The organism is Micromonospora sp. NPDC047793 (assembly GCF_040642635.1).
In the GTDB taxonomy this organism is placed as follows: Bacteria; Actinomycetota; Actinomycetes; order Mycobacteriales; family Micromonosporaceae; genus Micromonospora.
In genome coordinates this window covers 38,133-59,924 of sequence record NZ_JBEYSG010000021.1, presented here as the reverse complement: position 1 = coordinate 59,924, position 21,792 = coordinate 38,133, and the positions used below count along the sequence as shown (strand labels likewise).

Sequence of the window (21,792 nt, the reverse complement as noted above, 5' to 3'; positions counted from 1 at the left end):
CACGAAGCCCCGGAGCCATGACGCGCACCCTTCTCGTCTCGACCGACCAAGCCGGCGCCTACCCGTCCATCGGTGAGGCGCTGGCGGCAGCGGGCGACGACACCGTCGTCGCGGTGAGCCCCGGCACCTACTACGAGGCGCTGTTCGTCAACGACCGTGGCGCCACCGTGGTCGCCGCCGAGGGGCCGGGCACGGTCACCATCGACGCCTCCTCCGGGACGTACCCGACGGTCTCCTGCAACTCCGGGCGCCTGGAGCTGCGTGACCTCGTGCTCAAGGCCGGTGACGCACCGGTCGTGGTGGCGGACCGGGCGAAGCTGACGCTGACCGGTTGCGAGCTGAGCGCCGGCTTCGGCGCCGCCGTCCAGATCGCCGGTCGCTCGGAGTTCAACCTGGCCCGCTGCCGGGTCACCGGGGGACGCTACGGCCTGGTGGTGGAGGACTCCGAGGGCAGCGTCGAGGGTTGCGAGTTCACCGACCTCGCCGAGGACGGCATCATCGTGCGGATCGGTGCCGCGCCGACGATCCGCACCACCACCGTGGCCCGGTGCGGCAACCGGGGCATCTACATCTACCAGTACGGCAAGCCCACCATCGAGGCGTGCGAGATCTCGCAGACCGGCCAGGCCGGGATCGCCGTGGTGCACCAGAGCGCGCCGGTGCTGCGCCGCTGCCGGATCCGGGACACCCGTGGTCCGGCGGTCTCCTTCGGCCGGGGCTGCCAGGGTTCGGTCACCGAGTGCACCACCGAGAACACCGCCGAACCGGCGTTCGAGATCGCCGAGGGAGCCTCCCCGACCATCGTGGAGGGTCGGGTGAACCGGCAGGCGGCCTTCGGTGCGGCAGCCGCCCGTGCCACCACGCCGCAGGACACCGCCCGGGTGGAGAGGCTGCTCGCCGACCTGGAGGCGATGGTGGGCCTGGAGTCGGTGAAGGACGAGGTCCGTGCCCTGATCGACGAGATCCAGGTCAACGAGTGGCGACGCAGCGCCGGGCTGCCGGTCGGTGCGGTGAGCCATCACCTGATCTTCGCCGGTGCGCCGGGCACCGGTAAGACCACGGTGGCGCGCATCTACGGCGAGTTGCTCGCCGCGCTGGGTGCCCTGCCCGGCGGCTCGTTCCGTGAGGTGTCCCGCCGCGACCTGGTCGGACAATATCTCGGCCACACCGCCGAGAAGACCGCTGCGGTGTTCGAGCAGGCGCGCGGCGGCGTGCTCTTCATCGACGAGGCGTACACCCTCTCCCGCTCGTTCGGCAGCGGCGGCGACTTCGGCCAGGAGGCCATCGACACGCTGGTCAAGCTGATGGAGGACCACCGGGACGAGATCGCGGTGATCGCCGCCGGCTACACCGGCGACATGGTGACGTTCCTCGACGCCAACGCCGGTCTGGCCTCCCGGTTCGCGCGGACGATCGAGTTCGGCAACTACTCGCCGGAACAGTTGGTCGTGATCGTGGAGCGGATGGCCGACGGCGACGAGTACCTCCTGGACGACGGGGTGTCCGAGGTGCTCCGGGATCACTTCGGGACGATCGAACGCGACGAGAACTTCGGCAACGCCCGGGAGGCGCGCAAGCTGTTCGAGGGCGTACGCAAGGCTCAGGCACAGCGACTGCGCCAGTCCGGTCAGCGACCCAGCCTCGACGAGTTGCGTACCGTGACGGTCGCCGACGTCCAGGCCGCGATCGGACGCTGACCATGCCGGGCCGGTCAGGGAGGGGCGTGCGGTGACGCATCCGGGTGCGGCACGGCCGGGCGAACCGGGTTGGCAGCAACACCCGGGGGCCACGGCACCGCCACAGCAGCGCACGGCACCACCGCAGCAGGCCGCCGCGCCGGCACCGACACTCGGCGGTGCCGGGCCGGGGCAGGAGTGGGCCGCTCAGCGTTCTCAGGGGCGGGCGACCGTCGGGACCGCGTACATCAGCCAGGCCGCCGCGTCGGCCACGGCCGCTCCGGCCGCCGGGCCGGCGGTGGCGGCGTCGTCGACGCCCACCGCCCAGCCGGACGCGGTGGCCCGACCGGCGGGCCTCGACGACGCAGCGACCGCACCCGACGCGGCAGCGGTCCCGGTGGTACGCCCGCACCGGCGCCCGTTGCGGGTCGGCGGGATCCACGTCGCCCAGCTCGTGGCCTGGCAGGCGGGTGCGGCCGGGGTGCTGGCCGCGAGCGCGCACGGTCTGCCGGTGACCGTCGCGGTGGCCACCGGTGTGGTGCTGCTGCTCTCGCCGACCGTGCTGCGGCACCGGGGCCGGTGGCTCTATCAGTGGCTGGCCGTCTGGTGGGGCTACCGGGGCAGACGTCGGCAGCTCACCGCGACCGGCACGGACGCGGCCTGGCAACTGCTGACCAATCTGGAGGGCAGCGTCGAACTCGACCAGGTCGAGATCGACGACCAGCCGGCCGTGCTGTTGACCCATCGGGGCGGCCTGAGTGCCGTGCTGGAGGTCGACCCGACCGAGGGCGCCCTGCTGATGGGTGCGCCGCAGGCCCTGCCGTCGCCGGTGTCGCTGTTGCCGGCGGCCGACCCGGACACTCCGGCCGTGGCGGTGCAGGTGTTGATCCAGGTCACCCCGGCGCCTCGGGCCCGTTCCGCAGCGGTGGACCGGGCGTACCGCGAGCTGACCGGCGGGGAGGTGCCGGCGAGCCGGCAGGCGTGGGTGGTGCTCCAGGCACCACGTACCCCCGACTTCCACGCCGACCGTGACCTACGCCCGGCCCTCACCGCGGCGATCCGCCGCACCCGACGGCAGTTGCGCCAGGACCGGGTGGCCGCGCGGCTGCTCAACCGGGACGAGGTGCTGGCCGCCGTCGCCGGGCTGACCCATCTCACCGACGGGCCGACCGGCGGTGACCGGCCGCTGGCCCGGGAGGGCTGGCGGCACTGGTCGGCGCAGGGCGTCCCGCAGAGCTGCCACCGGCTGCTCGACTGGCCGCGTCGGTCGTGGGAGGTCGATCCGCTGCTGCGCGGGCTGCCCGCGGTGGCCGGTGTGGTGTCCATCGCGGTGGCCCGGGACGCCACTCGCGCCGGTGCCGCCGACGCCGTGGTGGAGGTGGCGTTCCGGCTGATCGGGGCCGATGCCGACGCACTCGCCGCCGCCGACCGCGCACTGGAGGAGGCGGTCCGTGGTCACGGGGGTCGCCTGCAACGACTCGACGGCGAGCACGCGTACGGCGTGGCCGCCACCCTGCCGCTCGGAGGCTTCCTCAGGTGAACGGCGTCGCCTTTCCCGGCAGCCGGATGGGGCTGCACGTCACCGACGAGGCCGCCGTCGCGGCCCTGCACCTGGTCGCCGGGGGCGGCGGGCTGGTGGTCGGGCGCAACCGGCAGCAGGAGCCGGTGGGGCTGCGGGTGTTCCGGGCCGAGCCGACCCGGCTGATGCTGACCGGCGGGGTACGCGCCGCCGAACTGCTCGCCTTCCGGGCCCTCGCGCTCGGTGCCCGGCTGTTCATCCAGACCGCCCGCGAACAGGAATGGGACGCCTTCCTGCGGCGCTGCGTGATCGGCCGGGAGATCGCCTCGTTCCTTCCTCCGGGAGTGGCTCCGCCGGTGCCCGCCACCCCGACCGAACCGCAGCTCGTGGTGATCGACACCGGTCCGGTCACCGGCCCGGACACCAACCTCAGCGCGCCCTGGCGGGCCACCCTCGTGGTCCGCGACGACCTGGCCGGTTGGGACGTGGAGGTGCTGGTCCGCAGCGACATCGTGGTGCTCCAACGACTCACCGAGGCCGAGGCGGCGACCGCCGCCACCGCCCTCGGTCTGGTCAGCGTGCAGGGCTGGTTCACCCAACTGCATCCGGAGATGGTCGGCCTGATCACCAAGGGCAAGGTGCAGTGGGTGATGCTCAGCATGACCGGCACCGAAGGCCAGCTCATCGGTCCGGTGGCCCGGGGCGGCTGACCGCCGCACCTCGGCCGCCACCGCCCGACGGTCATCCGGCGGCGCTGACCGACGGTTCATCCGGCGGCGCCCTCGCCGGGCAGCGCGGTGGCCCGGACCCGGCCCACCAGGACGATCACGGCCAGCACGAGCACCAGCACCACCACGAAGGCCAGCCGCAGGTCGAGCGCACCGGCGAGCAGACCGATGACGGGCGCGGCCAGCAGCGCGCCGGGCCACTGGCCCATCGCCACCACCGAGACCCCCTCACCGGACGTCAGGCCGGGCTGCTCACCGGCGAAACCGAGCACCGTCGGCGTGACGCAGGCGAGACCGAAGCCGAGCAGGCCGAACCCGGCCATCACCGCGGCGGGGTGCGGGACGGCCAGCGGCAGTGCCAGCCCGGCGGCGGCGACCAGGGCGGAGAGCCGGACGAACCGGATCCGGCCGAAGCGCCCGGCGAGCGAGTCGCCGACCAGCCGGGCACCGGCGGCGGCCAGCGAGAGACAGGTGTACGTCGCGGCGGCCAGCACCGCCCCGGCGGCGGCGACCTCGGTGGCGTACAGGGCGCTCCACTGGGCACCCGCCATCTCCACGAAGGACGCCAGGAACGCGATCGCGGCGAGCAGCAGGAGCTGGGGCGTGAACCGGTCGCGCAGCCGGCGGCGCGCCTCACCCTCCCTGGTCTCCTGGCGGGGCGTGTCGGGCAGCCACCGCTGGGTGCCGATCAGCAGCACACCGAGCAGGGCACTGGTGATCGCCATCTGCACCGACGGGGAGAGGCCGATCGCGGCGGCTCCGGTGCCGCTGAGTCCACCGGCGAGCATGCCGATGCTGAACCCGGCGTGGAACGTGGACAGGATCGGGCGGCCGTACTGCTTCTGCACCTCGACCGACTGCGCGTTCATCGGCGTGGCGAGCAGGTTGGCGGCGAATCCCCAGACCGCCAGACCGCCCGCCAACGCCACCACCGTTGTCGAGGCGGCCAGCAGCGGCGCGTTGACCAGGATCAGGGCGGCACCGGCCAGCGCCAGGCGGCGGGTGTTGATCCGGCTGATCAGCACCGCGACCACTACGAGCGAGATCAGCTCACCGGCGTTGGTGGCGATGTTCGCCAGTCCCCAGCCGGTGTTGCCGAGGCCGACCGCGTCGCGGACGTCCGGCACCCGGGAGGACCATCCGCCGATGGCCAGGCCCATGATGACGAAGAGCAGCACCACCGAGTAGCGGGCCCGGACGGCGCTCCGCAGCACCGGTGGTGTCACCCGATCGGCGGGCTGGTGCGTCGAGGTGTCCGTCATGGTCGTCGTACCTCTCCCGAGTCGGCCTGGATCCTGGTCCCCGCCTCTCCCCGCTCCTTCTACCCCGCCGCGTGATCGAAGAAGCACGCGCCGTCAGGGAGCCGGAGTTGCGCCGGGCAGCGGTCCGGGTCGTCGACGAGGGCGGCGACGACCGCCAGGTAGTCGTCGATCAGCCCGTGGACCAGGTCGTCGTCGAAGAAGCTGCGGTTGCGGATGAAGACCCCGCCGGCCCGGTCGTCGTCCACCACCACGATCGGCGACCCCCGCTTCAACCAGACCGGCAGGCAGTCGGCGGGTACGTCGGCGGCGACCACCGGCGCGGGTGTGCCGGGAGCGGGACGCGCCGTGATGTCGAGCGGTTCGACCCGCAGCCCGGGGCAGTGCAGCACCGGTGAGGCGGAGGCCGCCGACTGGAACCAGGCGTCGAAGAGGTGACTGTCCGGCCAGGGGCGCTGCCGGACGAAGTCGGGGTGCACCGCCTCGGCCACCCGGTGCAACGGTGCCACGTGGGCGATCGCCTCGGTCAGCGAGGCGTGCGCGGCACGGACCACCGCACCGAGTGGTGCGTCCGGTGCGATCTCCACCGGCACGTACACGTTGTTGGTGAACTGGCCGATCAGGCGCTGCGACAGCGGGCTCTCCCGGCCGAGCGTGGTGGTGCCGAGCACGATCCGCTCCCGACCGGCACGCCGCGACAGCATCACCAGGTAGGCGGCGAGCAGCAGGACGTACGGGCTGGTCCGGGCTCGTCGGGCGGCCGGGCGCAGGCGGGCGGCCACCTCGGGTGGGATCGCGAAGCGGGTGGCCACCTCGGCGCTCAGGTCGGCGTCGGGGGCCGGCGGGGTGGCCGGGAAGAGTTGGTACGGCGACACCGGCCGCAGCCGATCCCGCCAGTGGGCGGCCCGGGTGGCGGCGTCGACCCCGCCACCGGCCAGTTCCGTCTCCTGGATCGCGGCGAGCCCGGCGAAGTCGACGCCGAGCGGCGGTTGCGGGCGGACCGCGCCCAGTCGGGCCGCGTACGCGTGACAGAGGTCCTCCACGAACAGCCGGCACGACCAGCCGTCGGAGACCATGTGGAAGAAGCAGAGCGCGAGAACGTGTTCGGTCGCGGAGAGCCGGATCAACGCGGCCCGCCACAGGGGCGCTTCGGTCGGGTCGTACGCGACCGTGCGGTGCTCGTAGGCGATCTGCTCGATCCGGGCCTGCTGGGCGGCGGGCGACTGGCCGGTGAGGTCCACCTGGACCAGGGGTGACCGGACCCGGGGCAGGATCTCGATCTCCGGCTGGACGCCGATCCGGACGAACCGCATCCGCAGCGCGTCGTGCCGGTCGACGACGTCCTGCACGGCCTGCCCGAACGCGTCGACGTCGAGCCGACCGGAGAGTCGACGGAACTCCACCACCACCAGTCGGGCGGCACCCGGGTGGGCCGGGTCGAGGGCGGTCATGAACTCCCACATCATCTGCTGGCTCGGGGCCAGCGGCAGGGTGGTCGGCACGCCGGCTCCTCTCACGCCGCGACCGGTTCCGCCCGCGACGGGGCGACCGGTTGGTAGTCGGCCTCGTCCGGGGCGCGGAATCCGGTGAAGAGCAGGTCGGGGCGGCGCATCCGGAGTGCGGTGACGAAGGCGGCGCCGTCGAAGAGGGTCTCGATCGCGACGCAGGCCACCGACTCGGCGAGGGCGCGCGGGCCACGGTCGTCGCCGAGCCGACCGGGTGTCTTCGCAGCCACCAGCGCCGCCGCGACGGCCGGCACCGCGAGCAGGCTCCGTCCGCCGGTACGCCGTGCCGTGGCCAGCCCGACGGCGGCGGTCACGGCGAGCGCGCTGACGGTGTTCAGGACGAACCGGCGGCGGTGCGGGTGGGCCAGGCAGAGCCACTGTTCGGATCGCCCGTACGTGGTGAACCGGTACGCCACGGCGCCGACGGTCTCGGCGACCGACGTGTCGTGGGTGACGACCGCCTCGGGCTCGGCGAGCAGCGCGTACCCGGCGTCGGTCAGCAGCAGGCCGAGGTGCAGGTCCTCGCCGCCGATCGGCATCGGGGAGTCCTCCGGGAAGCCGCCGACGGCGTCGAACGCGACGCGTTTCACGGCGGTGTTCGCCCCGGCGCCCCAGGACACCCGCTCGTGGTGCAGCGGCCGGGTCAGGTCACCGAGCAGCAGGTAGGAGCGGCTCATCACCCGGAAGAAGGCACCCTCGCCGGGTTCCACCAGGACCGGCCCGGTGACCCCGGCGACCTCGTCACCGCTGGCGCGCAGCCGGGCGGCGTACCGGGTGATCAGGTCCTCCGGCACCCGGCAGTCGGAGTCGGTGAACAGCAGCAGGTCGTGGCGGGCGTGCCGGACGCCCAGGTTGCGTTTGGCCCCGACGTGCCGGGGGCCGCGTACGTATCGGGCGCCGTGCTGGGCGCAGGCGGCCCGGTGGGCGGCTGCGGCCGCCGGTGCGGAGTCGTCGACCACCACCACCTCCACCGGCTCCGGGCAGTTCCGGGCCGCCTGTTGCAGGCTGCGGAGTTGCCGGCGCATCTCGGGCACCCGGTCCTTTACCGGGATGACCACCGAGACACCGCGCTCGACGCCGGGTGGTGCGGTCGGCTCGCTGCGGAATGACTGCGGGGATCGGCTCATGTCCCGAGGGTCGGCCAGGCCGATACAACGCCGATACACGGCATCGACGTCCGCCGGTATCCGACGTGTACGGAGGATGTATCGACCGGCAGCAGTGTCGACGGCATGACGACCTCCATCCGTACCGACCGGCGGCTCGCCGTAGACGGTGGCCGACCGTTCCGACCGCCGGACCGGCCGTGGCCCCGCTGGCCGGTCCCCGCCCCGGACGCCGAGCGCAACCTCGCCGCCGTGCTGCACGGAGGCCGGTGGGCGATCAGCAGCCCGACCTGCGGCGACACCCCTCTGTTCGAGCGCCGGTTCGCCGCCGACTTCGCCCGCTACGTCGGCACCCGCCACTGCGTACCCGTCGACCACGGGTCGAGCGCGCTGGTGGTGGCCCTCGAATCCCTCGGCCTCGACTTCGGCGACACCGTCCTCGTCCCGGCCCTGACCTGGACCGCCTCGGCCACCGCCGCGCTGCGCGCCGGGCTGGTGCCGGTGCTGGTCGACGTGGACGCCGACACCGGTTGCGTCGGGCCGGACGACCTCGACCTGTCGGTGGACCCGCGCGCCGTGGTGGCCGTGCACTGGGCCTCGAACATGGCCGACATCCCGGCACTGGACGCGGTCACCGCGCCCCGGAACATCTCCATCGTGGAGGACTGCGCCCAGGCGCACGGCGCCACCTGGCAGGGCCGTCAGGCCGGCTCCCTGGGCCGGATCGGCTGCTTCAGCTTCCAGCACGGCAAGGTGCTCACCTGCGGTGAGGGCGGTGCCGTGGTCACCGACGACGACACCCTGGCGCCGGTGTTGCAGGAGTTGCGGGCCGACTCCCGCCGCTACCGCGACGGGCGCCCGGCCCCGGGTGAGCTGGACCTGGAGGAGAGCGCCGGGATCCAGGGCGCGAACTTCTGCCTGAGCGAGTTCTCCGCCGCCGTGGCCTGCGCCCAACTCGCCATCCTGGATGAGCAGCACACCGTCCGGAACCGCAACTATGCGCTGCTCACCGAACTGGTGGCCGACCTCGACGGGGTACGCCTGCTGCAACCCGCACCGGCGCAGACCCGGATCTCCATCTATGAGGGCACCATCGTCGTCGACGAGCTACCCGCCGGGATGAGCAACGCCGACGTGGCCACCGCGCTCACCGCCGAGCTGGGCAAGCGCTTCTATGTCACCGACGAGCCGCTGCACCGCAGCCCGCTGCTCCAGCCCTGGACCAAGCCGCTGCTCGCGCCGCTGGCCGAGCGGTTCACCGCGATCCACCGCGACCGCGCGTACCCCAAGACCGAGTGGCTCGCCGCGCACAGCGTGCAGACCCATCACAGCACGTTCCTCGGCACCGAACCCGACATGCACGACATCGCCGGCGCTCTCGGGAAAGTGCTGACCCGCTGATCCGTACCCGCCACCGAACCGCGTGCCACCGACCCGGCGCGCCCAGAGAAGGGACCTTCCGTGACCGTCACGCACAGCGAGACCCCGCAGAGCACGTCCTCGTCACAGAACTCCGACGGGCCGATCGGCCTGTGGCTCAACGGCGCCCGAGGTTCGGTCGCCACCACCGCCGTCACCGGCCTGTTGGCGCTGCGGGCCGGGATGACCCGGTCCACCGGCTGCGTCACCGACACCGACATGCTGCGCGACGTGCCGCTGGCCGGCTGGGCCGACATGGTCGTCGGTGGGCACGACGTGGTGGACACACCACTGGAGAAGAAGGCGGAGGCGCTCGTCGACTCCGGCGTGATCCCGGCCCCGGTCCTGGCCGCTGTCCGGGGCAACCTGCCCGAGGTCGAGGGTGAGCTGCGCACCGGCTACGACGCGCAGTCCCACACCGGCAGTCAGGCCGAGGCGATCGACCGGCTGGCCGCCGACATCGAGGAGTTCCGCAACCGGCACGGGCTGGCCCGGGTGGTGGTGGTCAACGTGTCGTCGACCGAACCGCCCGTCGACTTCCGACCGGAACACGACGACCTGGAGGCACTGACCCGCGCGCTGGGCGACCCGGACGCCCGGGTGCTGCCGCCCAGCTCGGTCGTCGCGTACGCGGCCTTCCAGGCCGGTTGCGGGTTCGTCGACTTCACCCCGTCGACCGGGGCGCGGTTGCCGGCCCTGGAGCTGCTGGCCCGCCGGCAGCAGGTGCCCTTCGCCGGGTCGGACGGCAAGACCGGTGAGACGCTGCTGCGGACCGCACTCGCCCCGATGTTCACGTGCCGCGCGTTGCACGTGCTCTCCTGGGCCGGGGTGAACCTGCTCGGTGGCGGCGACGGGGCGACCCTGGAGGACCCGGCGAACGCCAAGAGCAAGCTGAGCTCCAAGTCGGGCGTGCTGCCGGCGCTGCTGGGCGAGGACGTGACAGCCCCTCTGCACATCGACAACGTGCCGGACCTCGGCGACCACAAGACCGCCTGGGACCACGTCTCGTTCGAGGGCTTCCTCGGCGTCCGGATGTCCATGCAGCTCACCTGGAGCGGCGTCGACTCGACGTTGGCCGCGCCGCTGGTGCTGGACCTGGCCCGGCTGACCGCCGCCGCGCACCGGGCCGGTCACGTCGGCCCGGTCGAGGAGCTCGGCTTCTTCTTCAAGGACCCGATCGGCTCCGACGAGCACGCCCTCGCCGACCAGGCCCGGGCACTCACCGAGTGGGCCAACGGCCTCGACCGCGAGGCCGACAGCTGAGCCGTCCGCGCCGCCGGCGCGGGCGACCGCGCCGGCGGTACCGCCCGCCGTAGCCACGAGGAGCCTCCCATGCCCCCACACACCCAGAGCCGGCCGGACCGGCGGACCGGGGATCCGGCGTGGACGCCGATCCTGACCACGCTCCGCGCCCCCGCACTGGACTGCCTCCAGACGAGCTTCGCGCTGCTGGCCGACCACGCCCACGGCACCGGCAGCCATCTCGCCCTCGGCGCACGCGTCGAGTTCCGCACCCGGGAGCGCGCCGGGCTGCCCACCGTCGAGGCTACGCCGGACGACCGCGCCGCCGAGGCGGTGGGCCTGCTCGGCCTGCGGGTCGAGGGTCGATGGACGCAACTCGACGGGCCACGGGTCCGTCGGCTGTTCGCCACCGGCCAACCGTTGTACGTCATCGCGGACGCCTACGACCTGCCCTGGTGCCCGTACGAGGGTCACGAGCACATGCGGCACAGCTTCCTCGCCACCGGTGACGGCTCGGGTGCGGTGACCGTGGTGGACGCGTACCACAACGACACCGCCTGGGGGCCGGCGCGCCCGGGCGTGTGGCGGCTGCCGGTGGACGAGTTCGACGCGGCGCTGGCGGGCGGTGCCCACACGCTGGCCATCACCGCCGGTCCGGCGCCGGTCCTCGACGTGCCGGAGATGCTGGCCGGCAACGCGGAGCGGGCCCGGCAGTCCCGCCCGGCGGTGGCCGGACATCTCGCGTCGCTCACCGAGACGCTCACCACCGTGGATGGTCTGCACCGGTTCGTCCTCGACGTGTGGCTGCTCGGGCGCGCCCGCCAGTTGCACGAGCACTGGTTGGCGTCGGTCCGCCCGGAGGCCGCCGCCGCGCTGGCCGGGCAGGCGCAACGGTGGCAGCAACTCTCCGCCCGCAGTTACGTGGCGTTGCGCCGCGCCCAGGCGGGACGCCCCGCCTCCCCCGAGCTGGCCGACGCGCTGGGCGCGCTGGTCGACGAGTACCTCTCGGTGGTGGAGACGATCGGGGCCGCGCCGACGGCGGACGGCGACGCACCGCGCGCCGCCGACGCCTCCGGGGACGGCCCGGTGCAGGCGGCGGTACTCGGCGCGCTGCGGGACACGCTGCACCTCGACGAGGCCCGCCTGCGCCCCACCGACGTGCTGCGGGACCTGCCGGGCTTCGACTCGTTCCGGCTGGTCGACGTCATCGACCGGGTCGAGCGGCGGCTGGGCGTCGAGGTCCCGGCCACCGCGCTCTCCGCCGCCGACCTGCGGGACGTCGGCTCGCTGTGCGCGATGTTCGCGGACGCCGGCCCTGCCGGAGGCGACCGATGAGCGCCGACCTGCTGCACGGCCTGCTCGACCGGGCCGCGACACGGTGGCCGGACGCGGACGCGGTCAGCGACGGTACGGCCCGGCTCAGTCACCGGGAGGTGGACGCGCGCAGCCGCCGGCTCGCCGGCTGGCTGCGCCGGCAGGGTGTGCGACGCGGTGACCGGGTGGTGGTCGCGGTGACCGGCGACGCCACCCTGCCCGCCCTGCTGTACGCCGTGGCCCGGGTCGGCGCGGTCTTCGCGGTGATCCGGGTGCCCGCACCGGAGGTCGCCCTCGCCCACGTGCTGGACGACGCCGAGCCGGTGCTCACCGTCACCGACGACCCGCTCCTGCGGGAGTTGGCGCAGGCCCGGAACGTCGCCGTCCGCGACTCGGCCGCACTGACCGAGGCGGCGGGCACCGCACCGGTGACCCTGGCCGGGGCGCCGGAGGGCACGCCGCCGCTGGCCGTGGACCCGGTCTGCCTGATCTACACCTCCGGCAGCACCGGCATGCCGAAGGCGGTGGTCTCCACCCATGCCCAGGTCACCTTCGCGGTACGCGCGATCCAGTCGGAACTGTCGTACCAACCGGAGGACGTGGTGCACGACGTGCTGCCCACCTCCTTCGACTACGGCCTGTACCAGATCTTCCTGAGCACGCTCGCCGGATGTCGGCTGCACCTGGGCGACGCCGGGCAGACCGGGGGACGTCTCCTGGTCGCGCTGCGCGAGTCCGGGGCGACCGTGCTGCCGTGCGTGCCGTCGCTCGCCATCAACCTGCTGCGGCTGCTGCGCCGTCCCGGTGCGGTACGCCCACGGCTGCGCCTGATCACCAACACCGGGGCGACGATGCCGCCCGAGGTGCTCGCCGGTCTGCGCGAGGCGCTACCCGACCTGAAGGTGCAACTCATGTTCGGACTCACCGAGTGCAAGCGTGCCGCCATCATGCCGCCGGACGAGGACCTGCGGCGGCCGGGCGCGAGCGGTCGGGCGCTGCCCGGCACCGAGATCTTCACGGTGGACGACGCCGGCCGGCGGCAGTCCCCCGGCACCCCGGGCGAGCTGGTGGTCCGTGGTCCGCACGTGATGGCCGGCTACTGGCGGCGTCCCGAGCTGACCGCCGAACGCTTCGTCCGCCGCGACGGGCTGTTCCCGCAACTGCACACCGGCGACTACGGCCACGTGGACGCCGACGGCTACGTGCACTACGCCGGGCGGCGCGACGACGTCTACAAGGAGAAGGGGACCCGGGTCAGCGCGACCGAGGTGGAGGCCGCCGCGTACCGGGTGGACGGTGTGGAGGTCGCCGGGGTGCTGCCGCCCGCCGAGGGCCGCGACGGCGCGACTCTCTTCGTGGTCGCCGAGGTGGCGGCCGACGACGTTCTGCACCGGCTGCGCGGTCAACTGGAGGAGATGAAGGTGCCCGCGCGGTGCGTGGTGCTGCCGAGCCTGCCGCTCAACGGCAACGGCAAGGTCGACCGGCGCGCGCTGGCCCGGCTGGCGGGTGAGCGTCGTGGCTGAGCTGCCCTTCGAGACCCCCGCGTACCGCTACGACCTGGCCGACGTACGCGCCAACCATGCCACGTTGCGCGCAGCCCTGCCCACGCCGAGCCGGCTCTACTACTCGCTCAAGGCCAACCCGCACCCGGCGATCGTGGCGGCCCTGCACCGGGCCGGGTGCGGTGCCGAGATCTGCTCCCCCGGCGAACTGGCCACGGCGCTGGCCGCCGGTGTGCCCGGTGACCGGATGCTCTACACCGGCCCCGGCAAGCGCGACGCCGAGGTGGCCGAGGCCGTCGAGGCGGGCGTGCGCTGGTTCTCGGTCGACTCGCCGGGGGCACTCGACCAGGCCGACCGGATCGCCCGTCAGCACGGCACCACGCTGCGCTGCCTGCTGCGGGTCAACGACCGGGTGGCGAATCCCGGCCAGGGGCTGACCATGACCGGCGTCGCCTCGCAGTTCGGCGCCGACGTGGACTGGATCGAGCGCCAACCGGAGGCGTTCCGGTCCCGGCCGGCGGCCGTCGTCTCCGGGTTCCACCTCTACACCGGCAGCAACGTCGAGTCGGTGGACGCGCTGGTGACCCAGTTCGCCTCCGCCGCCGCCACCGCGCACCGGCTGCGCGACCTGCTCGGCATCGAGCTGGAGCTGCTCAACCTGGGCGGTGGCTTCGGCGCGCCGTTCGCCCGCGCCGGGCACAACGCCGACCTGACCGGGCTCGACGCGCAGATTCGTACGACACTGGACGATCTCTTCCCGGGCTGGCCGGACGACGACCCGGTGATCGCGTTCGAGTCCGGTCGCTTCCTCACCGCCACCGCCGGGACCCTGCTGACCCGGGTGCTGGACGTCAAGCACTCGCACGGCACACCCGTGGTGGTGCTGGAGTCCGGCATCAACCACCTCGGCGGGATGTCCGGCCTGCGTCGATTGCCGCCGCTGGTCCCGGCCCTGCACGCGGACGGGTCCACCGAACCGGCCGACGGGCCGGCGTTGACCGGGGCCATCGTCGCCGGTCCGCTCTGCACCCCGCTGGACACCTGGGCCCGCGCCGCGACGCTGCCCGACGTACGCCCCGGTGACGTGCTCAGCGTGCCGAACGTCGGCGCGTACGGGCTCTCCGCGAGCCTGCTGGCCTTCCTCGGCCACCCGGCGCCGCTGGAGGTCGTCTGCGACGGCGAGCAGGTCGTCGAGACGTCCCGGCTGACGCTGACCCGGACGCCGGGCACCGCACCGGGCGACCCGACCGATCCACGAGACGAAAGGTGACCGTCATGAACGCCGAATTCACCGAGATGCTCCGGCCGTTCCTCAAGTTCGCCGGCGACAAGGAGATCACCGAGGAGTCCCGCCTGCGTGACCTGGGCCTGGACTCGATGCGGGAGATCGAGCTGCTCTTCGCCATCGAGGACACCTTCGGCGTCGCCGTTCCCGACGACAAGCTGGTCGACTCGACGTTCGCCACGGCGGGCGGGCTGTGGCACGTGGTCGAGCAGTTGCGGACGCCGGTCGGTGGTGGTGCCCGATGACCGGGTACGCCGAGGCGGTGACCACGGTGACCGAGGTCGCCGCCGCGCACGCCGAGGCCGCCGACGCCACGGCCACGTTCCCCACCGAGGCGCTGGACGCGATGCGCCGCACCCGACTGCTCGGCCTGCTGGTGCCGACCACCGAGGGCGGACCCGGCGGCACGCTCACCGACATGGTCGACGTCACCGAGGCGTTGGGCCGGGTGGACATGTCGGTGGCGATGGTCTTCACGATGCACTGCCAGCAGGTGGCGGCACTTGCCGCGTACGCCGGGGAGAAGCTGCGCGCCGAGGTGCTGCCGGCGGTGGCGCGGGGCGAGGTGTACCTCGGCTCGGTCACCACGGAGCCGGGCAAGGGGGGCCACCTGCTCACCTCCGAGTCGGGGCTGGAGCAGGACGGGGAGATGCTGCGCATCGACCGGCAGGCCCCGATCGTCACCGGCGGCCCGTACGCGGACGCGTTCCTGATCACCACGCTGGCGCCGCAGGCCGAGTCGGCCACGCAGGTCGACCTGGTCTACGCCGCCCGTGACCAGGTGGAGACCGAGGTGACCGGCGGCTGGCAGCCGTTGGGCATGCGGGCCACCCACAGCGTGCCGATGCGCCTGCGCGGTGCGGTGCCGCAGTGGCAGGTGGTGGGCGAGCACGGCGGGTTCCGCGACATCGCCACCCGGGTGTTCGCACCGCTGGCCCACGTCGGCTGGGCTGCGGCGTGGCTGGGGACGGCGGCCGGCGCGTACTCGCGGGTGCTGCGGCACGCCCGCAGCGAGGCGGGACGGCGTCAGTTCGCTCCGTCGTCGGAGTTGGTGCTGCTGCGCCTGGCCGGGATTCGTACCCGGCTCGACGCCGTGAACGCCCTGCTGCGACACACCGTGTCGGTGGTGGACTCGGCATCCGACATGTCCGCCGCGCCGGTGCAGTCGCTGCTCAACACGCTCAAGATCCGGGCGGCCGAGGAGTCCTTCGCCGCCGTGCACGAGCTGGTCGAACTGGTGGGGCTGCGGCACGGCTACCTCACCGGCTCGCCGCTGGCCGTGGAGCGTGCCTTCCGCGACCTGCGGTCGGCGTCGCTGAACTACGGCAACGACCGGCTGCGGCTGGCCAACGGGGCGCTGGCACTGCGCGATCCGGGGGTGCGTCTTGCCTGAGCCGACAGCCGACTTCACCGCCACGCTGCGTACGGCGCTGGCGGGGGCGGACACCGCCGACGCACGGGCCCTCTGGCGGGCACTGGGCGCCGGCGGTGTCCTCGTCGCCCTCTGTCCCGACGGTGGTACCCAACCGGACCCGCGCCGGCTGGCGACGCTGCTGACCGAACTGGACGCACGCTGCCCGCTCGGCGTGACCCTGTCGATCTGCGTCCAGGTGGCCACCGTGCTGCCGCTGCTCTCGGAGGCGGCCACCGGACCGGTCGCCGAGACGGTGGCCGACATGGTGCGCGGCGAGACGACGGTGGCGCTGGCCGTCACCGACGCCGGTGCCTCCGGGTCGGACCTGCTCGACGCCACCACCCGGGCCAAGCTCGGCGACGACGCCGTGACCCTGGACGGCCGCAAGGAATGGATCACCAACGCCACCACCTGCGACGCGGCGCTGGTGCTCGCCCGGCACCGCGAGCCCCGGCACTTCACCAGCTTCTGCTGGCTACTGGTGCCGCGGTCGGCGCCGGGGGTGACGGTCGAGCCCGCCGGGCGGGCCTTCGCCGGGTCCGGAGTGGGACACCTCCGGTTCGACGGCGTGGCCCTGGAACCGAACGCGCTGGTCGGTCGGCCCGGCCGTGCGCTGGCCGGGTTCGCCCGGCAGGTCGGCGTCGAGCGGCTGGCCGGTGCCCTCTGGTCCCGGGCCATCTGCCGCCGGCTGATGACCGGGCTCGGGGACTGGCTGCGGGCCCGGCCCGCCGCCGACGGCACGCTCTGGGAGCACCCGGCGGTCCGCGAGCGGTACGCCCGCTGCCTGGTCGCCCTGCGCCAACTCGACGCGTTGTGCGCGCCCCTGCTGGACGGGCCGCCCGGTCCACCGTCGACCGCCACCGGCATGGTGCTCAAGGTGGCCGCCGCCGAGACGGTCGAGACGATCGCCGCCGAGGCGGTGCACCTGCGAGGCGCGGACGCGTTCCGCGACGGCGGCGAGGCCGCGCTGCGTACCGAGGCGGCCATGTTCGGCATCGCCGGTGGTGCCACCGGGACGATGCTGGCCGGGCTCGCCGACCACGCGGACGACCTGCTCGGGAGCAGGCCATGAGCAGCGGGTACCGCCTATCCGGGATGCCGGGGTCGGTGGCGGTCGCACTGCCCGACGGGGTCTTCACCGCCTACGCGCCGATCGGGGACCCGGGGACGCCGGAGGGCCCGGCCGGGGACACCGGTCGGGGGCTGCCACCGTGGCGGGTCAGCGAACGGGTCGCCGCACGGCGGCTGCTGACCACGCTGATCGCCGCGGTGGCACCGGCCGGCACCGGCCGCCTCGCGGTGGGCAGCCGCCCGGGTGGGCAGCCGTACCTGCCGGGCCGCCCCGACCTCGAAGTCAGCCTGGCGCACTCCGGGGCGGTCGTCGCGGCGGCGGTGCACACCCGGGGCGGTGCGGTCGGGGTGGACGTGCAGGAGCCGTACCCGGTGGGTGACGCCCTGGTGCGGCGCTGCTGTCCGCAGGGCGTCGCCGCGCTGCTGCGACACGACCGGCCCACCCGCGACGCGGCGGTGGCCCGGATCTGGACGGTGCAGGAGTCCTGCGCCAAGGCCACCGGGCGCGGGCTGGGCATCCGGCCGTGGCGGATCCCGGTCGGCCCGGACCAGGAGCACGGCCGGTGGCGGCACCTGCGCTGGCGGACGCTGCCACCGACCGGCGGTACTCCGTGGAGCTGCGCCTGGGAGCCGATCGACGACAGGAAGGGAGCAACGCCGTGAGTTTGTACCAGTGGTTCCAGCGGAGCGTCACGCGGTCGCCGGAGGAGACGGCGCTGGAGGTGGGCGCGGCGGCGGTGACGTACCGGCAGCTCGACGAGATCGTCGCACACCTGGCCGGACGACTCTGCCACCCGACCGGCCGCCGGCCCGCCGCCGTCGGTCTGCTGGCCGCCCGGAGCCTGTCCGCGTACGCCGGCTATCTGGCCGCACTGCGGGTGGGGGCGGTCGTGGTGCCGCTCAACCCCACCTTCCCGACCTCCCGCAACGTGCAGTTGTGCCGGGGCGGCGGAGTCGAGGTCGTGGTGGTCGACGAGGCGGGTGCCACCGTCTCCGCCGACCTGTCGGCCCGGACCGGTGCCGTGCCGGTACGCCTCGACGACTCCCGGGACGCCGCACCGGTGCCGCCGATCGGGAGCGGACCGGACGACGTGGCGTACACCCTGTTCACCTCCGGCTCGACCGGCCGCCCGAAGGGTGTGCCGATCCGGCACCGCAACGTCGACGCCTACCTCGCGTACTGCCTCGACCGTTACCCGATCGGGCCCGGCGACCGGCTGTCGCAGAACTTCGACCTGACCTTCGACCCCTCGGTCTTCGACATGTTCGTCGCGTGGGGCAGTGGGGCGACGCTAGTCGTGCCGCAGCCCGACGAGGTGCTGACCCCGGTGCGCTTCGTCAACGAGCGGGGAATCACCGGCTGGTTCTCGGTGCCGTCGGTCGTCTCGCTGGCCCGTCGGATGCGGATGCTGTCGCCGGGTGCCATGCCGGGCCTGCGGTACAGCCTCTTCGCCGGTGAACCGCTGACGTGCGAGCAGGCGCGGGCGTGGGCCGAGGCCGCCCCGAACAGTGTGCTGGAGAACCTGTACGGCCCCACCGAGCTGACGGTGACCTGCACCGGTCACCGGTTGCCGGCCGACGTCGCCGACTGGCCGGTCACCTCGAACGGGACCGTGCCGATCGGCGAGGTGCACCCGCACCTGGACGCGATCCTGCGGTCCGAGACGGGCGAGATCGTCGGCGACGACGGCGAGCTCTGCGTACGCGGACCGCAGTGCTTCACCGGGTACGTCGACCCGGACGACGACACCGGCCGTTTCGTCGAGCACGACGGGCAGCGGTACTACCGCACCGGTGACCGGGTCCGCCGCGAGGACGGCGTACTGGTCCACCACGGACGCCTCGACGACCAGGTGAAGATGCACGGCTACCGGATCGAGCTGGGCGAGATCGAGATGGTCCTGCGCGGCCACCCGGATGTGCAGGACGCGGTGGTGCTGGCGCTCGGTTCGGGTGAGCGCACCTGCCTGGAGGCCGTCTACACCGGCACCGGGGGGATCGGCGAGGAGCTGCGGCAGCGCTGTGCCGACCGGCTGCCCGGATACATGGTGCCGAGTCGCATCCACCACGTACCCGCGCTGCCGACGAACGCCAACGGCAAGACCGACCGACGCCGGATAGCCGCCCTGGTCGACACGGCGGCCGGCGAGACGAGAGGAGCGCTGTGATGACCGACGTGTCGCGTCGGGTCGACACCGACCGGGGATTCCGGTCGGTCGCCGGCCGCTTCGCCACAGGGGTGGCGGTGGCCACCGCACGAGGTACGGACGGGCCGGTCGGCATGACCGTCAACTCGTTCACCACCGTGTCGTTGGACCCCCGGATGCTGCTGATCTGCCTCAGGCACGACTGCCGGCTGCTCGGGACGGTCCGCCGGACCGGCCGATTCGCGATCACGGTGCTCGCCGACGACCAACGCGACGAGGCGGCCTGGTTCGCCTCCCGGGGCCGTCCGGCGGGGACCGAGGGCTTCGCGGGCATCCCGCACGACCCGGAACGGACCACCGGCTGTCCGCTGCTCACCGACGGGGTCGCGTACTTCGGCTGTGAGGCGGTGCGTACCGACCCGGCCGGTGACCACATGGTGCTGATGGGTGTCGTCCGGTCGTCGGGCCTGTTGCGCCCGAAGCCGCCACTGCTCTTCGTGGACGGCCACTACGCCCGCGTAGCCGACGGAGTGCGGGCATGAGCGAGCGCAGCGAGCGAATCATCAGGCTCGGCACAAATGTCGGCCCGCAGCGCAGCGGAGGGACGACATGAGCGAACGACGTGAGCGAATCATCAGGCTCGGTGGAAATGTCGGCCCGCAGCGCAGCGGAGGGACGACATGAGCGTCGGGGCGGCTCCTACGGATCTGCGGAATCTCAGCGTCCGTGCGGCGCGGGCGGGTGCGGACGCGATCCGCGAGGTGTGCGACCGGGGGGTGCGGTTGTCCTTCAAGGACGGCGCGGCCCAGAACCCGGTCACCAGCGCGGACCACGCCAGCGAGCGGGCGATCCTGGGCCTGATCGCCCGGTCCCGGCCCCAGGACGCGGTACTGGCCGAGGAGTCCGGGTTGACCACCGGATGCTCGGGTCTGCGCTGGATCGTCGACCCGCTCGACGGCACGCTGAACTTCAGCCACGGCCTGAGCCGTTACGCGGTGAGCATCGCCGTGGCGGCGGACCGGGGCGACACCGGTGGGGTCGAGGGGCGTGGCACGGGTGACGGGGGTCGGGTGGTGGCCGCGACGATCCTCCAGCCGGCTACCGGCGCCTGCCTGATACTCGGCGGCGACGAGGTGCGTGACGGTCAGGACGCCCCGGTCACGGTGGACCGTGCCGCGGTGCCGGGGCACGCGCTCGTCGCGTTCGCGGTGCCCAACACGCCCGGTCCGCGCCGTCAGGCGTACCGGCTGTTGAGTCTGGTCGCGCCTCGCGTGGCCGATCTGCGCAACTCGGGCTCGACCGTCTGCGACCTGGCCGCCGTGGCGACCGGCGAGTTGGACGCCTTCGTCAGTTTCGACCCTGCGCCGTGGGACATCGCCGCCGGCACCGCCCTGATCGAGGCGACCGGTGGGACGAGCCGGCGCTGGCACCGGGCGGGCCGTCGCGTCTTCGCCACCGGCGCTCCGGCGGTGGTGGCGGCACTGGCGGACTGGCTGGGCCCGACCGGAGACGACCGTGCCGACGAGGAGGAGTGGCGAGATGACCAGCAGTCCTGATTTCCGACTCGCGTTGGTGGGGGCCGGCCGGATGGGCCGGCACCATCTGCGCGCGCTCACCGGCAACCCGACGGTGGCGGTCACCGCGGTGGTCGACCCGGTGCCGGCGGCCCGCGCCGTGGTCGCCGGCACCGGTCTGCCGGCGTACGCCTCGGTCGAGGATCTGCTCGCCGAGACGACACCCGACGGCCTGCTGGTGACGGCGCCGACCGGCCGACACGGCGCGCTGGTCGCCGCTGCGGCCAAGGCCGGGCTGCCGGTGCTCTGCGAGAAACCGGCCGGGCTGACCGCCGACGACGCGCGGGAGGCGGGCCGGGTGGCGGCCTCGGCCGGTGTTCCGTTCCAGGTGGCCTACTGGCGCCGTTTCGTGCCCGCGCTGCGCGAGTTGCGGGAGCGGATCGCGGCGGGCGAGCTGGGCGAGATCCTGTTCGTGGCGGCGTTGCAGTGGGACGGTGAGCCGCCGGGGGCGGCCTTCCGCACCGGCAGCGGCGGAATCTTCGTCGACATGGGGGTGCACGAGTTCGACCAGGTCCAGTGGTTGACCGGGCAGCGGGTGGTCCGGGTCTGCGGGCAGGCCGCCGGGCCGGTGACCGACCCGGCGGTACGCGGGCACGACGTGGACAGCGCCCAGGCGTTGCTGGGCCTCTCCGGCGGTGCCACCGCGCTCGTCTCGTTGGGACGGCATCACCGGGGCGGCGACATGGCGAGTGTGGAGGTCTTCGGCACCCGTGACCACGTACGCCTGACCTTCCTCGACCCGGCCGACGGTGACGCCACGATGTACGCCGCCCTGGCTCGCCAGGCCGAGGACTTCGTGGACCTGGTACGCACCGGACGCTCCACCGGGGCGGGGACGGCGGATGCGGCGGCGGTGCTCGACGCTGCGTACCAGGCCAGCGCGGCGGTGGCCGTTCGCGGTGGGACAGAGCCCGATCGGTGACTGTTTTCATCATCTGCTGGCCGCGTTAATACTCCCTCCCGGCGGGGACTGCGAAATCGAGGAATTGCTCACCGGCGTTGTCCTGCCGCAGGGAGAGAGAATTTATGCA

Annotated in this window: 19 protein-coding genes; 16 read left to right on the top strand and 3 right to left on the bottom strand. The window is 73.5% G+C overall.

Annotation, left to right across the window (positions count from 1 at the left end):
• Nucleotides 1-17 precede the first annotated feature (17 nt).
• The 3 genes from ABZ738_RS28755 to ABZ738_RS28745 are packed head-to-tail and all read left to right on the top strand — an operon-like array spanning nt 18 to nt 3,905.
• On the top strand, nt 18-1,697 hold the full coding sequence (locus tag ABZ738_RS28755) for a right-handed parallel beta-helix repeat-containing protein (RefSeq protein WP_131055394.1): 1,680 nt from the start codon (nt 18-20) through the stop codon (nt 1,695-1,697).
• Nucleotides 1,698-1,728: 31 nt separating this feature from the next.
• Entirely contained in the window at nt 1,729-3,216 is a 1,488-nt protein-coding gene (gene eccE / locus ABZ738_RS28750) for a type VII secretion protein EccE (protein WP_357218299.1), read from the top strand.
• Entirely contained in the window at nt 3,213-3,905 is a 693-nt protein-coding gene (locus ABZ738_RS28745; protein WP_357218296.1) for a hypothetical protein, read from the top strand. The genes eccE and ABZ738_RS28745 overlap by 4 nt, the downstream gene beginning before the upstream one ends.
• Before the next feature lie 56 nt (nt 3,906-3,961).
• Here ABZ738_RS28745 and ABZ738_RS28740 read toward each other — a convergent pair whose 3' ends face one another.
• Genes ABZ738_RS28740 through ABZ738_RS28730 form a run of 3 tightly spaced genes read right to left on the bottom strand, consistent with a single transcriptional unit; the run spans nt 3,962 to nt 7,814 of the window.
• Nucleotides 3,962-5,185: an MFS transporter gene (locus tag ABZ738_RS28740; protein WP_357218293.1), complete on the bottom strand. Its 1,224-nt coding sequence runs from the start codon at nt 5,183-5,185 to the stop codon at nt 3,962-3,964.
• A gap of 59 nt (nt 5,186-5,244) precedes the next feature.
• A complete protein-coding gene (locus tag ABZ738_RS28735) occupies nt 5,245-6,684 on the bottom strand; it encodes a condensation domain-containing protein (protein ID WP_357218290.1) in 1,440 nt (479 codons plus the stop codon).
• Between the two features lie 11 nt (nt 6,685-6,695).
• A complete protein-coding gene (locus ABZ738_RS28730; protein WP_357218287.1) occupies nt 6,696-7,814 on the bottom strand; it encodes a glycosyltransferase in 1,119 nt (372 codons plus the stop codon).
• Between the two features lie 105 nt (nt 7,815-7,919).
• On the opposite strand from ABZ738_RS28730, the gene ABZ738_RS28725 reads away from it, so the two are divergent.
• From ABZ738_RS28725 to ABZ738_RS28665, 13 genes are all read left to right on the top strand, one after another.
• Nucleotides 7,920-9,194 (top strand): DegT/DnrJ/EryC1/StrS family aminotransferase, encoded by a 1,275-nt coding sequence (locus ABZ738_RS28725; protein ID WP_131054474.1) that lies wholly within the window; start codon nt 7,920-7,922, stop codon nt 9,192-9,194.
• A 60-nt stretch (nt 9,195-9,254) separates the two neighbouring features.
• Nucleotides 9,255-10,475 carry an inositol-3-phosphate synthase gene (locus tag ABZ738_RS28720; protein ID WP_357218283.1) on the top strand — a complete coding sequence of 407 codons (1,221 nt, stop codon included), beginning with the start codon at nt 9,255-9,257 and terminating at the stop codon, nt 10,473-10,475.
• A 69-nt stretch (nt 10,476-10,544) separates the two neighbouring features.
• A complete protein-coding gene (locus ABZ738_RS28715) occupies nt 10,545-11,789 on the top strand; it encodes an acyl carrier protein (RefSeq protein ID WP_176095517.1) in 1,245 nt (414 codons plus the stop codon).
• On the top strand, nt 11,786-13,291 hold the full coding sequence (locus ABZ738_RS28710; protein WP_357218279.1) for a class I adenylate-forming enzyme family protein: 1,506 nt from the start codon (nt 11,786-11,788) through the stop codon (nt 13,289-13,291). The genes ABZ738_RS28715 and ABZ738_RS28710 overlap by 4 nt, the downstream gene beginning before the upstream one ends.
• The gene (locus tag ABZ738_RS28705) at nt 13,284-14,540 is read left to right on the top strand and encodes an alanine racemase (RefSeq protein ID WP_357218276.1); all 1,257 of its coding nucleotides are present in this window, start codon (nt 13,284-13,286) and stop codon (nt 14,538-14,540) included. Before ABZ738_RS28710 ends, ABZ738_RS28705 begins: the two co-directional genes overlap by 8 nt.
• A gap of 5 nt (nt 14,541-14,545) precedes the next feature.
• A complete protein-coding gene (locus tag ABZ738_RS28700) occupies nt 14,546-14,800 on the top strand; it encodes a phosphopantetheine-binding protein (RefSeq protein ID WP_131052479.1) in 255 nt (84 codons plus the stop codon).
• The gene (locus ABZ738_RS28695) at nt 14,797-15,948 is read left to right on the top strand and encodes an acyl-CoA dehydrogenase family protein (protein ID WP_131052480.1); all 1,152 of its coding nucleotides are present in this window, start codon (nt 14,797-14,799) and stop codon (nt 15,946-15,948) included. The genes ABZ738_RS28700 and ABZ738_RS28695 overlap by 4 nt, the downstream gene beginning before the upstream one ends.
• The gene (locus tag ABZ738_RS28690) at nt 15,941-17,041 is read left to right on the top strand and encodes an acyl-CoA dehydrogenase (protein WP_131052481.1); all 1,101 of its coding nucleotides are present in this window, start codon (nt 15,941-15,943) and stop codon (nt 17,039-17,041) included. Before ABZ738_RS28695 ends, ABZ738_RS28690 begins: the two co-directional genes overlap by 8 nt.
• Nucleotides 17,038-17,703: a 4'-phosphopantetheinyl transferase superfamily protein gene (locus tag ABZ738_RS28685; RefSeq protein ID WP_131052482.1), complete on the top strand. Its 666-nt coding sequence runs from the start codon at nt 17,038-17,040 to the stop codon at nt 17,701-17,703. The genes ABZ738_RS28690 and ABZ738_RS28685 overlap by 4 nt, the downstream gene beginning before the upstream one ends.
• A complete protein-coding gene (locus ABZ738_RS28680) occupies nt 17,700-19,208 on the top strand; it encodes an amino acid adenylation domain-containing protein (protein WP_131052483.1) in 1,509 nt (502 codons plus the stop codon). The genes ABZ738_RS28685 and ABZ738_RS28680 overlap by 4 nt, the downstream gene beginning before the upstream one ends.
• Nucleotides 19,208-19,729, top strand: coding sequence for a flavin reductase family protein (locus ABZ738_RS28675; protein WP_131052484.1), 522 nt, complete (start codon nt 19,208-19,210; stop codon nt 19,727-19,729). Before ABZ738_RS28680 ends, ABZ738_RS28675 begins: the two co-directional genes overlap by 1 nt.
• Before the next feature lie 138 nt (nt 19,730-19,867).
• Entirely contained in the window at nt 19,868-20,743 is an 876-nt protein-coding gene (locus ABZ738_RS28670; protein WP_357218268.1) for an inositol monophosphatase family protein, read from the top strand.
• Nucleotides 20,727-21,683, top strand: coding sequence for a Gfo/Idh/MocA family oxidoreductase (locus ABZ738_RS28665; RefSeq protein ID WP_131052486.1), 957 nt, complete (start codon nt 20,727-20,729; stop codon nt 21,681-21,683). Before ABZ738_RS28670 ends, ABZ738_RS28665 begins: the two co-directional genes overlap by 17 nt.
• The last annotated feature ends 109 nt before the right edge of the window (nt 21,684-21,792 follow it).

What these genes read in the sequence shown, in the direction of transcription:
- ABZ738_RS28755 (WP_131055394.1), top strand. Translation starts at nt 18, where the DNA reads ATGACGCGCACCCTTCTCGTCTCGACCGACCAAGCCGGCGCCTACCCG.
- ABZ738_RS28740 (WP_357218293.1), bottom strand. Translation starts at nt 5,185, where the DNA reads ATGACGGACACCTCGACGCACCAGCCCGCCGATCGGGTGACACCACCG.
- ABZ738_RS28730 (WP_357218287.1), bottom strand. Translation starts at nt 7,814, where the DNA reads ATGAGCCGATCCCCGCAGTCATTCCGCAGCGAGCCGACCGCACCACCC.
- ABZ738_RS28725 (WP_131054474.1), top strand. Translation starts at nt 7,920, where the DNA reads ATGACGACCTCCATCCGTACCGACCGGCGGCTCGCCGTAGACGGTGGC.
- ABZ738_RS28715 (WP_176095517.1), top strand. Translation starts at nt 10,545, where the DNA reads ATGCCCCCACACACCCAGAGCCGGCCGGACCGGCGGACCGGGGATCCG.
- ABZ738_RS28710 (WP_357218279.1), top strand. Translation starts at nt 11,786, where the DNA reads ATGAGCGCCGACCTGCTGCACGGCCTGCTCGACCGGGCCGCGACACGG.
- ABZ738_RS28700 (WP_131052479.1), top strand. Translation starts at nt 14,546, where the DNA reads ATGAACGCCGAATTCACCGAGATGCTCCGGCCGTTCCTCAAGTTCGCC.
- ABZ738_RS28695 (WP_131052480.1), top strand. Translation starts at nt 14,797, where the DNA reads ATGACCGGGTACGCCGAGGCGGTGACCACGGTGACCGAGGTCGCCGCC.
- ABZ738_RS28685 (WP_131052482.1), top strand. Translation starts at nt 17,038, where the DNA reads ATGAGCAGCGGGTACCGCCTATCCGGGATGCCGGGGTCGGTGGCGGTC.
- ABZ738_RS28675 (WP_131052484.1), top strand. Translation starts at nt 19,208, where the DNA reads ATGACCGACGTGTCGCGTCGGGTCGACACCGACCGGGGATTCCGGTCG.
- ABZ738_RS28670 (WP_357218268.1), top strand. Translation starts at nt 19,868, where the DNA reads ATGAGCGTCGGGGCGGCTCCTACGGATCTGCGGAATCTCAGCGTCCGT.
- ABZ738_RS28665 (WP_131052486.1), top strand. Translation starts at nt 20,727, where the DNA reads ATGACCAGCAGTCCTGATTTCCGACTCGCGTTGGTGGGGGCCGGCCGG.